Here is a 12,535-nt window from a genome sequence, read left to right as displayed (position 1 = left end):
TCCCCCAGGCTTACGCCCGGTGCGCACCCCCGCGTGCGGCGCGTGCCCGGCGCGCGAAGTAGCGGCCCTCGTCCACCGTGACCTCGATGGGCTGGTGGTACGCGCGCGAGACGTTCTCGGAGGTGAGCACATCGTCGATGAGGCCTTGGGCCACCACCTCGCCCTCGTCCAGCAACATGGCGTGCGTAAACCCGGCCGGGATCTCCTCTAAGTGGTGGGTGATCATGACAATCGCGGGCGCATCCGGATCCATGGCAAGGTCCGCCAAATAGCCCAGCAGGTCCTCGCGCCCGCCAAGGTCCATACCGGCAGCCGGCTCGTCCAAGATGAGCAGCTCCGGGTTGGTCATCACCGCCCGCGCCACCAGCACCCGCTTCTTCTCGCCGTCGGAAAGGGTGCCCCAGCGCCGGTCCATCAGGTGGATCGCGCCGACCTGCTCAAGGACCTCCAGCGCTTGCTCGTAATCCATCTCGTCGTAGTCTTCCCGCCAGCGGCCCAGGATGGCGTAGCCGGCGGAGACGACGAGGTCGCCCACCTTTTCGTCGTCCGGCACGCGCTGGGCCACCGCCGACGAGGTCACGCCGATGGCCGCGCGCAGGTCGCGCATGTCGGTCGCGCCGACGCGTTCGCCGAGGATAAACACCGTGCCGGCGGAGGGGAACTCCTGCGCGGAGGCCATGCGGATCAGCGTGGTCTTGCCGGCGCCGTTGGGGCCGATAACCACCCAGCGCTCGTCCAGTTCCACCTGCCACGTCACGGGGCCCACCAGCGTGCGGCCGCCGCGGACGAACTCCACATCGCGCATGTCGACGAGCAGGTCCGGGTCCGTGGTGAGTGGCTGGGCGTTTTCCTCGTTCGTGTTCACGCACCCATCTTTACCTATTTCGACCCGCGTGTGTGGGAGGCCCGCGCTACCCTGGCTGATGGAATGCAGGCAGGTTGAGAGGGTCCGAAATTATGGTTGCTCGCTTTGGCATCGACGACGTGCGCCCGCAAGTCTCCGGGCGGACGTTGCCCGCTAAGGCCGTGGTCGGCGAGGTGGTGCCGGTCTCAGCGCTGGTGTGGCGCGAGGGCCACGATGCGGTGGCCGCCACGCTCGTGCTGGTCGCCCCATCGGGCGAGCAGTACTCCGTGCCCATGCACCAGGAGGTCTACCGCCCGGACTACGTCCACGGCATCTTCATCCCGCGCGAGCAGGGCCTGTGGCGCTACCGCGTGGACGCATGGAGCGACGTCATGGCAACATGGCGCAACGCCGTGGAAAAGAAGCTCGCCGCCGGCCAAACAGAGGTCGAGCTGGCCAACGACATCGCCCGCGGCGCCGACCTGTTCACAGCCGCCATCGCGCAAACCCCGTCGCCCGAGGTGCTCGAGCACGCTCGGGCGACGCTTCTCGACGACACGCTGACGCTCAGCCAGCGCATCGCCCCAGGCGTCTCCCAGGAGGTGCGCGACGTGCTGGCCGAGTACCCGCTGCGCGAGCTGGTCACGCGGGGGCCTGTGGCGGACATTCTGGTGGAGCGACGCGAGGCGTTGGTGAACTCTTGGTACGAGCTGTTCCCCCGCTCCACCGGCGGGCTGGATGCGGACGGTAACCCGGTCCACGGGACGTGGGCGACCACCGCCGCCCAGCTGCAGCGCGTGGCCGACATGGGTTTTGACACCGTCTACTTCCCGCCCATCCACCCCATCGGCGAGGACAACCGCAAGGGCCGGAACAACACGCTCACCGCGCAGGACGGGGACGTGGGCTCGCCCTGGGCCATCGGCTCCAAACACGGCGGCCACGACGCTTTTGACCCAAACCTCGGCGGCGAGGACGAGTTCTTGGACATGATGGACCACGCCAACGAGCTGGGCCTGGAAATCGCCCTCGACTTCGCCCTCCAGGCGGCGCCGGACCACCCGTGGGCCACCGAACACCCGGAGTTTTTCACCGTGCTGGCGGACGGCACCATCGCGTACGCCGAAAACCCGCCGAAGAAATACCAGGACATCTACCCCCTCAACTTCGACAACGCGCCAGAGAAGCTCTACGCCGAGATCTACCGCGTGCTCATGTACTGGGTGGATCTCGGCGTGACCACCTTCCGCGTGGACAACCCACACACCAAGCCGGTGAATTTTTGGCACTGGCTGATTTCCAAGGTCCACGAAACGGACCCGGACGTGATCTTCTTGGCTGAGGCGTTTACCCGCCCGCCAAGGATGTACGGCCTGTCCAAGGCGGGGTTCTCGCAGTCCTACACCCACTTCACGTGGAAGACCACGAAGGCGGAGCTGACCGATTTCGCGCAGTTGCTGGTGGACGTCGCAGACGTCTCCCGCCCCAACCTCTTCGTCAACACCCCCGACATCCTCCACGCATCCCTGCAACAGGGCGGCCCTGCCGCGTTCGCGCTGCGCGCCACCCTGGCCGCGACCATGAGCCCGCTGTGGGGCGTGTACTCCGGCTACGAGCTCTACGAGGACCGCCCGGTCGCAGAGGGCAGCGAGGAATACCACGACAGCGAGAAGTACCAGCTGCGCCACCGCGATTTCGCCGCAGCGCTGCAAAACGGCGCCTCGCTCGAGCCGTACCTCACGCTGCTCAACACCATCCGCCGCGACAACCCCGCCCTGCAGCAGCTGCGCCAGATCCGTTTCCACGAGATCGCCAACGACCAGATCATCGCGTACTCCAAGGTGGACGCCGAAACGGGCAACGCGGTCCTCGTGGTGGTCAACCTCGCCCCCTTCTCCACACAGGAGGGCATGCTGCGCCTCGACGCCTCCGCCGTGGGCCTGAACGACGGCGACACTTTCGAGGTGGCCGACCAGATCACCGGCGAAACCTACACCTGGACAGCCACCGAGACCGGCAATTTCGTCCGGCTCGCCCCCGAGAAGAATGTGGCGCATATTTTCCGGCTGCCGGAGGTGCCGAAGGTGCGTCGAGAAGCACTTGCGTACCGTCAGATCTCAGACCACGACTACCGCCCCTAAGGAAACGCCATGAACACCGACCTGCTCATCCCCGAAGGCGACCGCCAGCGCCTGATCGAATGCAAGCACCACGCGCCGCACGATTTCTACGGCTGGCACAGGCTGAGCGCCGGATCCGTGGTGCGCACCCGCTTCCTCGGTGCGGAGCGCGTGGAGCTGCTCATCCACAACGCTGCCGAGGCGATGGAGCCCATCGGCGACGACATCTGGGCCATCGCGCTTGACGACGAGCATTCGCCCGACTACCGCTTCCGCGTGACCTACCCCGGCGCCGAGCCCCGTATCGTCGCCGACGCGTACCACTTCCTGCCCACCCTGGGCTCCCTTGACCTGCACCTGATTGGCGAGGGCCGCCACGAACGGCTGTGGGAAGTGCTCGGCGCGAACGTGCGCTCCTACGAGACCTCGCTGGGCGAGGTCCGCGGCACTTCGTTTGCCGTGTGGGCGCCCAACGCGCAGGGTGTGGCCGTCATCGGCGACTTCTGCGAGTGGAACCCGAACCAGTACCCGATGCGCTCCCTCGGTGTGTCCGGAGTGTGGGAGATCTTCATCCCCGGCATCGACGACGGTGCGGCGTACAAGTACGCCATCCAAACCGCCGACGGCGCACGCGTGGACAAGGCGGACCCGCTGGCCAAGCGCACCCTCACCCCGCCGGAGACCGTGTCGGTGGTGGCGGCGCGAAGCGAGTTCGCGTGGACCGACGACGAGTGGATGCAGGCGCGCGCCGGGGTTGACGCCACGAACTCCGCCATGAGCGTCTACGAGTGCCACGTTGGCTCATGGAAGGAGGGGTCGAACTACGCCACCCTCACCGAGGAGCTGGTGCCGTACCTGGTGGACAACGGCTTCACCCACGTGGAATTCCTCCCAGTGGCCGAGCACCCCTTCGGCGGCTCGTGGGGCTACCAGGTCACCGGTTACTACGCGCCGACGGCGCGCTGGGGCACCCCCGACGAATTCCGCGCACTCGTGGACCGCCTGCACGCCAACGGCATCGGCGTGATTGTGGACTGGGTCCCAGCCCACTTCCCCAAAGACGCCTGGGCGCTGGCGCGCTTCGACGGCGCTGCCCTCTACGAGCACCCCGACTGGCGCCGCGGCGAGCAGAAGGACTGGGGCACCTACGTCTTCGACTTCGGCCGCCGCGAGGTGCGCAACTTCCTGGTTGCCAACGCCCTGTACTGGTGCGAGGAGTTCCACCTGGACGGTCTGCGCGTGGACGCCGTGGCCTCCATGCTCTATCTGGACTACTCCCGCGAACCCGGCGAGTGGCTGCCCAACCAGTACGGTGGTCGCGAGCACTGGGAAGCCGTGCAGTTCCTGCAGGAGATGAACGCCACCGTGCAGCGCGAGCACCCCGGCGTGCTCACCATCGCGGAGGAATCCACCGCATGGCCGGGTGTGACCGCGCAGACCGACGCGGACGGCCTAGGATTTTCGCTGAAGTGGAACATGGGCTGGATGAACGACACGTTGGAATACTTCTCCCTCGACCCCATCCACCGCTCCCACCACCACAACGAAATCACGTTCTCGCTGGTGTACGCGTTCTCCGAGCGTTACGTCCTGCCGTTTAGCCACGACGAGGTGGTCCACGGCAAGGGCTCGCTGTGGCAGCGTATGCCCGGCGACGATTGGAACAAGGCCGCCGGCGTGCGCGCCCTGTACGGCTACATGTTCTCCCACCCGGGCAAGCAGTTGCTGTTCATGGGCTGCGAGTGGGGCCAAACCACCGAGTGGGACGAGGCCGGCTCCGTCAACTGGGACGACCTCGCCGAAGGCTGGGGGCACGACTACCACCGTGGCATCCAGCGGCTCGTGCGGGATCTGAATCTGGTCTACCGCGACACCCCTGCCCTGTACTCCCAGGACAACGTGCCGATGGGCTTCCAGTGGGTGAAGGGCGACGACGCCGCCAACAACATCCTCGCCTATGTCCGCTGGGGCGCGGACGCCACTCCGGTCTTGGCGGTGGTGAACCTCTCCGGCGTCTCCCAGCCGAACTACCGCCTGGGGCTGCCGGAGGCCGGCGAGTGGGAGCTGCTGATCAACACCGACGACGCCGTCTACGGGGGTGCCGGCAACGACCTCCCCCGCGTCCTGCAGACCCAGGCGGTGGAGTGGGACCGCTTCGAGCAGTCCGTCGAGCTGCACGTGCCCGCGATGAGCGTGCAGTACTACGCGCTGCGCCGCTAGTTAAAACAGCGCGCTGGCAAGCCGGGTGCGCGCGGCGATCACCCGCGGGTCGCTCGGCTCCAGCAGTTTCAGCAGCTCGAGCAGGCGCTCTTTCGCCCGTGGCTCAGCTTCGACCATCCCAAGCAAGCGGTCGAAGGCAGCCTCGGGGTCGCCCGCGACAAATGCCTTGTCCGCGAGCTGCAGCTGCTTCTCGACGTCATCCTCCGGCTCCCCCTGGCTCTGGGCTCGCCTGAGCACAGCGACGGTGGCCTTCGCCTGGGTGATCTCCGCGTTGGCGGGATCCTCCGCCAAGATCTGGTCGTAGATCGCCGTCGCGGCATCGAAGTCGCCCGCGTTGAGCGCTGCCGTGGCCTGATCCAGGCGGGGGTCTGTTTCGGGTTCCTTAGCAGCGCCGTCGTCGTCAAGCCCCTGCAGCTGCGGACCGAGCTGGCTGACCAGGGCGCCAACCCATTGCTCCAGCTCAGCCGCCGGTTGGTTGCCCTCGAAGTTGGCCACCGGGCGCCCACCCGCGAGAGCGACCACCGTGGGCAGCACGCGCACGCCCATCGCCTGCGCCACCTGCGGGGTAGCGTCCGCGTCGACGTAGGCCACCATGAACGCGCGTTGGCCTGCGGCGAGCTTCTGGAACTGCGCCTTCAAACTCTCGGAGTCGGCGCTTCGCGGCGTGCCAATGAGCACCACCACGGGGATTTGCAGCGAGCGCTGGAACACCTGCTGTTCAACGCTCGCCTCGTCGACGGTGATGAACGGCTCGAAGCCGCCGGTGGGTGTTGCCTCGTTCCGGTCCGCGAGCGCCCCCAGATCGATCGCGCCGCCGGTGAAGTGCGGTTCTGTCATGCGTTATGCCTCCAGGTGCTTGTTCAAAGATTCGACTTTCTGCTGCAACATATTTTCGTAGCCTGGGCGAATATCCGCCTTCACCACCAACGAGACCCGAGGCGAGACCTCCTCCACCGCTTGCGTGGCACGTTTGATCACGTCCATCACCTCGTCCCACTCCCCCTCGATCGTGGTGAACATGGCGGTGGTCTCGTGCGGCAGGCCCGACTCGCGGACGACCTTCACCGCCTGAGCGACAACGTCGGACATCTCCGCGTTGGAATTGTTTGTCACGGTCGGGGCCACAGAAAACGCTGCAATCATGCGGACTAGTCTAGCGCCGCTGCCAGCAGTGCCTGTGCCAGTGCCGGCGGTCGTCCACGCCCCTGCCCGTGTCCCGCGGCCAGGCCACCACGTGTGCCACTCCCGGCGGGATGTTTTGGTTGCACCCCGGGCACACGTAGTACTTCGTCGCCGCGGCCGCGCCGATCTGGCGGACCTTGAAAATCTCGCCGCGCGCCCAGCTCGGGCCCTCCATTTCCTGGGTGCCAATGAAGGTCGAGCCGTCCCGCGGCAGCACATAGCGGGGCGTGTGGTGCTGGCGCCGGTTTCTGCGAGGCATTAGAACAGCCGCAATTCTGCGGACTCGATCCCGCGCAGCTCGTCGTAGTCCAGGGTCACACACTCGAAGCCACGGTCGCCCGCGAGGGTGCGCGCCTGGGGTTTGATCTCTTGCGCCGCAAACACGCCGCGCACAGGCCGCAGCAGCTCGTCCCGGTTTAACAGCTCCACGTAGCGGCTGAGCTGCTCAACCCCGTCAATGCCGCCGCGGCGTTTCACCTCCACCGCCAGCGTGCCTCCTTGCGGGTCGCGCGCGAGAATGTCCACCGGGCCGATCGCGGTGGGGTACTCGCGGCGCACCAGGGTCACGCCTTCGCCTAGCGTGCTGATGTGCTCTGCCAGCAGCTCCTGTAGGTGGGACTCCACCCCGTCTTTGACTAGGCCCGGGTCTTCGCCCAGCTCCCTCGTCTCGTCCAGTAGCACCTCGGCGATGCTGATGCGCAGCTGCTCCCCCTTCGGGTTCTCAACAATCCACAGCTGCTCACCAGTGTCCTCGCCGTCCAAGTCAACGACGCTTTCCACGCGCGTGGTACATGGCGGGGTCATCCAGTTCAACGGCTTGTAGGCGCGGTCATCCGCATGGATGGACACGGAACCATCCGCCTTCACCAAAATTAAGCGGGTCGCTTCCGGCAGGTGGGCATCCAGACGGCCGACATAGTCCACGGAGCAGCGGGCAATGACAAGACGCATGCCGTTAAGGGTACAGCGGGGGCTAGTGCCGCTCGGAATCGCGCCTGACGCGTCTGATCAACGAACGCGCGTCGATACGCTCCTGGCGCACGTCCGGCGCGGCCTCCACCCACGAGATGAGCCCCATCTCGGTGCGGCCGTCGGCTGCGAACTCGAAGTCGCCCACGGGGCCAGAAAAGCAAAGGACGCGACCGATTTCGGGCATGAACTCGCGCTCATCGTCGGTCACGTCTCTAAAACCGTCGAATTCCACTCCCCGGCGGTCTAGTTCAATGTCGTGATGGAAGGTCAGGGAGCGAAGCTTGAAAAACAGTAGCCGCTCCCCGTCGTACCGCAGCACACCATGACGCCACCCGTGCACGCCACCGGCCGGAAGCTCGCGCATCATTGCCCGGGCGCCGGAGTTGCGCACCACGGCAAACCGCCAAGCTGCCGCCCCGAGGACGACAGCCAGGACGGCTGCTGCACCCACTGCGACGACCATCATGCCGGCCTGACCTCCTCGACCACGTTGGATAGACATCGCCGATGATGATACTGCACGAATGCAAAACACCCCCTCCCGGTTTCCCGGGAAGGGGTGTGCGTGTGACGGTCGGCGTCTATGCCTTCCTCACCAGAGCGATTACTGGCCCTGGCGGCGCACCGCGGCGAGCTGCGCCTCGGAACGCGCCTTGACCGTGCCGTCCTCGTCGTCGAGGTGGGACTCCGCCTCAGCGGTATCAACCTCGTCGGCGAAGACTGCGTAGTCGGCCAGAATGGTCACCTTGTCGCCCACAACGGACAGGAAGCCACCCTGGACGGCTGCTACGAGGCGCTCGCCGTCAGTCGGGCGGATGGTCACCACACCGTTGTCCTTGAGCTGGCCAAGGAGCGGCTCGTGGCCAGGAAGGACGCCGATCTCACCCTCCGTGGTCTGGGCGGTGACGATGCTTGCCTGGCCCTTCCAGAGCAAGCGGTCAACAGCGACCAGTTGAGCGGTAAGTTCAGCCATCGTTTACCCTCCTACGCCTGCAGCTTCTTGTACGCAGCCTCGACATCGTCCAGACCGCCAAGGCCGTTGAAGGCCTGCTCCGGGTAGTGGTCGAACTCGCCCTCGCAGAGACGGTCGAACGCGTCGATCGTCTCCTCGAGCGGCACGTAGGAGCCCTCGTCGCCGGTGAACTTCTTCGCCACGAAGAAGTTCTGGCCCAGGAAGCGCTGGATCTTACGTGCGCGCTGCACGGTGATCTTGTCTTCCTCGGACAGCTCGTCCATACCGAGGATGGCGATGATGTCCTGCAGCTCCTTGTTCTTCTGCAGGATGCCGATCACCTTCTGCGCCACTGCGTAGTGGCGCTCGCCCACGATGCCCGGCTCGAGGATACGAGACGTGGAGGTCAGCGGGTCCACGGCCGGGTAGATGCCCTTCGACGCGATCGAGCGGGAAAGCTCGGTGGTTGCATCGAGGTGAGCGAAGGTGGTGGCCGGAGCCGGGTCGGTGTAGTCGTCCGCCGGCACGTACACGGCCTGCAGCGACGTAATCGAGCGGCCCTTGGTCGAAGTAATGCGCTCCTGGAGCACACCCATCTCGTCTGCCAAGGTCGGCTGGTAACCCACGGCGGAAGGCATGCGGCCCAGCAGGGTCGACACCTCGGAGCCCGCCTGGGTGAAGCGGAAGATGTTGTCGATGAACAGCAGCACGTCCTGGTTCTGCACATCGCGGAAGTACTCCGCCATGGTCAGGCCGGACAGGGCCACGCGCATACGAACCCCTGGTGGCTCGTCCATCTGGCCGAAGACAAGCGCGGTATCGGGCAGCACACCCATGTCCTCCATCTCGAGGAACAGGTCGGTGCCCTCACGGGTGCGCTCACCGACGCCGGCGAAGACCGAGGTACCGGAGAACTCGCGGGCGATACGCGTAATCATCTCCTGGATCAGCACGGTCTTGCCCACACCTGCACCGCCGAAGAGGCCGATCTTGCCGCCCTTGACGTACGGGGTAAGCAGGTCGATGACCTTGATGCCGGTCTCGAGGATCTCGGTCTTACCCTCGAGGTCCTTGAAGGCGGGCGGTTCGCGGTGGATGCCCCAACGCTCGCCGGTCTCGCCCACCGACGGGTCGTCCAGGCACTGGCCGAGAGCGTTAAACACGTGGCCCTTCACCTGGTCGCCCACCGGCACCGAGATCGGGTTGCCGGAGTCCGCCACCTTGGCACCGCGGACGAGACCGTCGGTCGGCGCCATGGCGATGGTGCGCACGAGGTTATCGCCCAAGAACTGAGCCACCTCGAGCACGATGGTCTTGGACATCTCGCCGAGGTCGATGTCGACCTCGAGAGCGTTGTACAAAGCGGGCAGCTCGCCACGCGGGAACTCCACGTCGACGACTGCGCCAATGACGCGCACGACGCGGCCGTTCTCAGAACCGCGCGGATTCTGAGTGTTCTCGACCGGAGCGGCGGCCTGGGCGTCGGACTCGGTCAGCGCCGCACCCGCCAGCTCGTCGTTGCGCTCATCAAAAGAGTGAGCAGTTGTCATGATTTAGTCACTTTCTCCACTACCGGACAGCGCGCCAGCGCCGCCGATAATCTCGGTGATTTCCTGGGTGATCTTTGCCTGACGGGCTTGGTTCGCTTCACGGGACAGGTCGTTCGCCAGCTCCGTAGCGTTATCCGTCGCGTTCTTCATAGCCGTGCGGCGAGACGCCGACTCCGCTGCAGCGGACTCTAGGAAGATCGAGTAGAGCAGCCTAGAGACGTACACCGGCAACAGCTCGTCCATGAGCGTATCCGCGTCCGGTTCGAAGTTCATGTCCGGAGCCACCTCGCCAGAGGTGGTCAGCATGTCCGCCTGCTCGTACTTGAATTCGTCCAGCACCGGCTCGATGGGCAGGAGCTGGGTCACCCGTGCCTCCTGAGAGAGCATGGACACGAATTCGGTGTAGACCACGTAGACCACGTCGAAGCCGCTGACGGTCTCGCGCTCGCCGCCATCGACGCGCAGCGGCACCGTTTCCCCGGAGCCGGCCATGTAACCGTCGATGATCTGGTGGCGAACGTCGTGGGTGTCCTCCCACGACGGCTGCTGCGAGAACCCGGTCCAAGAGCCAGCCACGTCCATGTCACGGAACTTGAAGTGGGTCACACCCTTGTTACCGGTGACGTAGCGGACGACCTCATAGCCGGCCTCTTCCAGCATGCGCTCCAGCTGCGCCGTCTTCTTCAGAACGTTGTGGTTGTAGCCGCCGGCCATACCGCGGTCAGAGGTGACCACGAGGATCGCCGCGACCCGGCCGTTCTCACGCTCGTGGAGCATGGGGTGGGCCAGGGAGCTCGCGGACACGAGGCGTTCCATGACGTCTTTCAGCTCGTCTGCGTACGGCTTGGCCGCCTCGACGCGCTGTTGGGCCTTGGTGATCTGCGCAGTGGCGATCAGTTCCTGGGCCTTGGTGATTTTCTTCGTGGAGTTGACGGACCTGATGCGGTCACGCAATTCGCGAAGCGTTGCCATGGTGTTTCCTCCCTTCCTTTGTGTAGTAGTCCTAGTTGCGTTGCGCGCGGACTAGGAGCGGCTGACTTTGAGCTGGTTCTTGCCGACGGTGCTCGAGTCGAGCGACTCGGCCTCCGCTTCGCGGACAATTCGCTCGCCGGAGGTGGCCTGGAAGTTACGGGCCAGCTCGTCGTTGACACGCAGGATCGCGGCCTGGGAGTCGTCGTCAAGCTGCTTGCCGCCGGCGATCTGGTCGTACACCTGCGGAGCGTTGGCGCGGATAGCCTCGTGCAGCTCAGCCTCGTAGCGGCGGACATCCTCGACGGGAACGACGTCGAAGACGCCCTGGTTCGCCGCCCAAATCGAAATGATCTGGAACTCAACCGGCTGCGGCGCGTGCTCGGACTGCTTGAGCAGCTCCACCAGACGCTGGCCGCGCTCGAGCTGCTTCTTCGAAGCTGCGTCGAGATCGGACGCGAAGGCCGCGAAGGCCTCGAGGTCGCGGTACGCCGCCAGGTCGAGGCGGAGGTTACCGGCGACCTTCTTCATGCCCTTGGTCTGCGCGGCGCCACCGACACGGGAGACGGAAATACCCACGTCGATAGCCGGGCGGACACCCTGGTTGAACAGGTCGGACTGGAGGAAGACCTGGCCGTCGGTAATGGAGATGACGTTGGTCGGAATGAAGGCGCCCACGTCGTTCGCCTTCGTCTCGATGATCGGCAGCGCGGTCAAGGAGCCTGCGCCCAGCTCGTCGTTGAGTTTCGCGGCGCGCTCCAGCAGACGGGAGTGCAGGTAGAACACGTCGCCCGGGTACGCCTCGCGCCCCGGCGGGCGGCGCAGCAAGAGCGAAATCGCGCGGTAGGCCTCAGCCTGCTTGGTCAGGTCATCGTAGATCACCAGAACATGCTTGCCCTGGTACATCCAGTGCTGACCGAGCGCAGCACCGGAGAACGGTGCAAGCCACTTGAAGCCCGCGGAGTCGGACGCCGGCGCAGCCACGATGGTGGTGTACTCCAGCGCACCGTTTTCCTCCAGCGTCTGGCGCACGCCGGCAATGGTCGAGCCCTTCTGGCCGACGGCGACGTAGATGCAGCGGACCTGCTTCGACGGGTCACCGGTCTCCCAGTATTCCTTCTGGTTGAGGATGGTGTCGATGCAGACCGCGGTCTTACCGGTCTTGCGGTCGCCAATGATGAGCTGGCGCTGGCCGCGGCCGATCGGGGTCATGGCGTCGATCGCCTTCATACCCGTCTGCAGCGGCTCCTCGACCGGCTGGCGGTCGAGGACGCCTGCGGCCTGGAGCTCCAGGGCGCGCTCTTCGTTGGACTCGATGGGGCCCAGGCCGTCAATCGGCTGGCCCAGGGGGTTGATCACGCGGCCGAGGAAGTTCTCGCCGACCGGGATCGAGAGAACCTCGCCCGTCCGCTTGACTTCGTCGCCCTCGGAAAGGGTCTCAAAATTACCTAGCACCACGACACCGATGGAGTCGGTCTCAAGGTTCTGTGCGACGCCGATGACGCCGTTCGGGAACTCGAGCAGCTCGTTCGTCATGCAACCTGGCAGCCCGGAAACCTGGGCAATACCATCTGCAGCCGAAGTCACCACGCCGACCTCCTCACGGGAGGCCTCCGCGGAGTAGCTCGAGGTGTAGTTCGCTATCGCGCTACGGATCTCATCGGAGGAGATCGTCAGCTCCGCCATGTTCTTCCTGCTCTCGGTAGTTTCTTCCAGCATGTTGTCT

Annotated in this window: 12 protein-coding genes; 2 read left to right on the top strand and 10 right to left on the bottom strand. The window is 65.6% G+C overall.

The window, feature by feature from the left end; translation table 11 throughout:
* Positions 1–10 precede the first annotated feature (10 nt).
* Complete coding sequence (locus tag CUREI_RS04995) at positions 11–805, bottom strand: ABC transporter ATP-binding protein (RefSeq protein ID WP_051952396.1); 795 nt, start codon at positions 803–805, stop codon at positions 11–13.
* Between the two features lie 152 nt (positions 806–957).
* Between CUREI_RS04995 and CUREI_RS04990 the strand changes: the two genes are divergently transcribed.
* Together CUREI_RS04990 and glgB are read left to right on the top strand one after the other, a co-directional pair.
* Entirely contained in the window at positions 958–2,985 is a 2,028-nt protein-coding gene (locus CUREI_RS04990; RefSeq protein ID WP_038611123.1) for a maltotransferase domain-containing protein, read from the top strand.
* Between the two features lie 9 nt (positions 2,986–2,994).
* The gene (gene glgB, locus CUREI_RS04985; RefSeq protein ID WP_201773343.1) at positions 2,995–5,184 is read left to right on the top strand and encodes a 1,4-alpha-glucan branching protein GlgB; all 2,190 of its coding nucleotides are present in this window, start codon (positions 2,995–2,997) and stop codon (positions 5,182–5,184) included.
* Here the strand turns inward: glgB and CUREI_RS04980 are convergent, their stop codons facing one another.
* The 9 genes from CUREI_RS04980 to atpA form a co-directional block, all read right to left on the bottom strand.
* Positions 5,185–6,021 carry a tetratricopeptide repeat protein gene (locus CUREI_RS04980; RefSeq protein WP_038611121.1) on the bottom strand — a complete coding sequence of 279 codons (837 nt, stop codon included), beginning with the start codon at positions 6,019–6,021 and terminating at the stop codon, positions 5,185–5,187.
* A gap of 3 nt (positions 6,022–6,024) precedes the next feature.
* The gene (locus CUREI_RS04975) at positions 6,025–6,327 is read right to left on the bottom strand and encodes an MTH1187 family thiamine-binding protein (RefSeq protein ID WP_038611118.1); all 303 of its coding nucleotides are present in this window, start codon (positions 6,325–6,327) and stop codon (positions 6,025–6,027) included.
* Positions 6,328–6,337: 10 nt separating this feature from the next.
* On the bottom strand, positions 6,338–6,625 hold the full coding sequence (locus CUREI_RS04970) for a hypothetical protein (protein WP_038611115.1): 288 nt from the start codon (positions 6,623–6,625) through the stop codon (positions 6,338–6,340).
* Complete coding sequence (nucS, locus tag CUREI_RS04965; protein WP_038611112.1) at positions 6,625–7,317, bottom strand: endonuclease NucS; 693 nt, start codon at positions 7,315–7,317, stop codon at positions 6,625–6,627. Before nucS ends, CUREI_RS04970 begins: the two co-directional genes overlap by 1 nt.
* Before the next feature lie 22 nt (positions 7,318–7,339).
* Positions 7,340–7,840 (bottom strand): DUF2550 domain-containing protein, encoded by a 501-nt coding sequence (locus tag CUREI_RS04960; protein ID WP_084768183.1) that lies wholly within the window; start codon positions 7,838–7,840, stop codon positions 7,340–7,342.
* A gap of 102 nt (positions 7,841–7,942) precedes the next feature.
* On the bottom strand, positions 7,943–8,311 hold the full coding sequence (locus CUREI_RS04955; protein WP_038611109.1) for a F0F1 ATP synthase subunit epsilon: 369 nt from the start codon (positions 8,309–8,311) through the stop codon (positions 7,943–7,945).
* 11 nt (positions 8,312–8,322) lie between these two features.
* On the bottom strand, positions 8,323–9,840 hold the full coding sequence (gene atpD, locus CUREI_RS04950) for a F0F1 ATP synthase subunit beta (RefSeq protein WP_038611106.1): 1,518 nt from the start codon (positions 9,838–9,840) through the stop codon (positions 8,323–8,325).
* A gap of 3 nt (positions 9,841–9,843) precedes the next feature.
* The gene (locus CUREI_RS04945) at positions 9,844–10,812 is read right to left on the bottom strand and encodes a F0F1 ATP synthase subunit gamma (protein WP_038611103.1); all 969 of its coding nucleotides are present in this window, start codon (positions 10,810–10,812) and stop codon (positions 9,844–9,846) included.
* A 51-nt stretch (positions 10,813–10,863) separates the two neighbouring features.
* Positions 10,864–12,528: a F0F1 ATP synthase subunit alpha gene (gene atpA / locus CUREI_RS04940; protein WP_038611100.1), complete on the bottom strand. Its 1,665-nt coding sequence runs from the start codon at positions 12,526–12,528 to the stop codon at positions 10,864–10,866.
* Positions 12,529–12,535: the final 7 nt, after the last annotated feature.

It is taken from the genome of Corynebacterium ureicelerivorans, from assembly GCF_000747315.1.
Classification (GTDB): Bacteria; Actinomycetota; Actinomycetes; order Mycobacteriales; family Mycobacteriaceae; genus Corynebacterium; species Corynebacterium mucifaciens.
Note: the sequence above shows the minus strand (reverse complement) of the source record. Positions and strands in the feature narration are given on the sequence as shown.

Coding starts and splice junctions, on each gene's coding strand:
- CUREI_RS04980 (WP_038611121.1), bottom strand. CDS start 6,021: ATGACAGAACCGCACTTCACCGGCGGCGCGATCGATCTGGGGGCGCTC.
- nucS (WP_038611112.1), bottom strand. CDS start 7,317: ATGCGTCTTGTCATTGCCCGCTGCTCCGTGGACTATGTCGGCCGTCTG.
- CUREI_RS04945 (WP_038611103.1), bottom strand. CDS start 10,812: ATGGCAACGCTTCGCGAATTGCGTGACCGCATCAGGTCCGTCAACTCC.
- CUREI_RS04990 (WP_038611123.1), top strand. CDS start 958: ATGGTTGCTCGCTTTGGCATCGACGACGTGCGCCCGCAAGTCTCCGGG.
- CUREI_RS04970 (WP_038611115.1), bottom strand. CDS start 6,625: ATGCCTCGCAGAAACCGGCGCCAGCACCACACGCCCCGCTATGTGCTG.
- atpA (WP_038611100.1), bottom strand. CDS start 12,528: ATGCTGGAAGAAACTACCGAGAGCAGGAAGAACATGGCGGAGCTGACG.
- atpD (WP_038611106.1), bottom strand. CDS start 9,840: ATGACAACTGCTCACTCTTTTGATGAGCGCAACGACGAGCTGGCGGGT.
- CUREI_RS04975 (WP_038611118.1), bottom strand. CDS start 6,327: ATGATTGCAGCGTTTTCTGTGGCCCCGACCGTGACAAACAATTCCAAC.
- CUREI_RS04955 (WP_038611109.1), bottom strand. CDS start 8,311: ATGGCTGAACTTACCGCTCAACTGGTCGCTGTTGACCGCTTGCTCTGG.
- CUREI_RS04960 (WP_084768183.1), bottom strand. CDS start 7,840: ATGTCTATCCAACGTGGTCGAGGAGGTCAGGCCGGCATGATGGTCGTC.
- glgB (WP_201773343.1), top strand. CDS start 2,995: ATGAACACCGACCTGCTCATCCCCGAAGGCGACCGCCAGCGCCTGATC.
- CUREI_RS04995 (WP_051952396.1), bottom strand. CDS start 805: ATGCGCGATGTGGAGTTCGTCCGCGGCGGCCGCACGCTGGTGGGCCCC.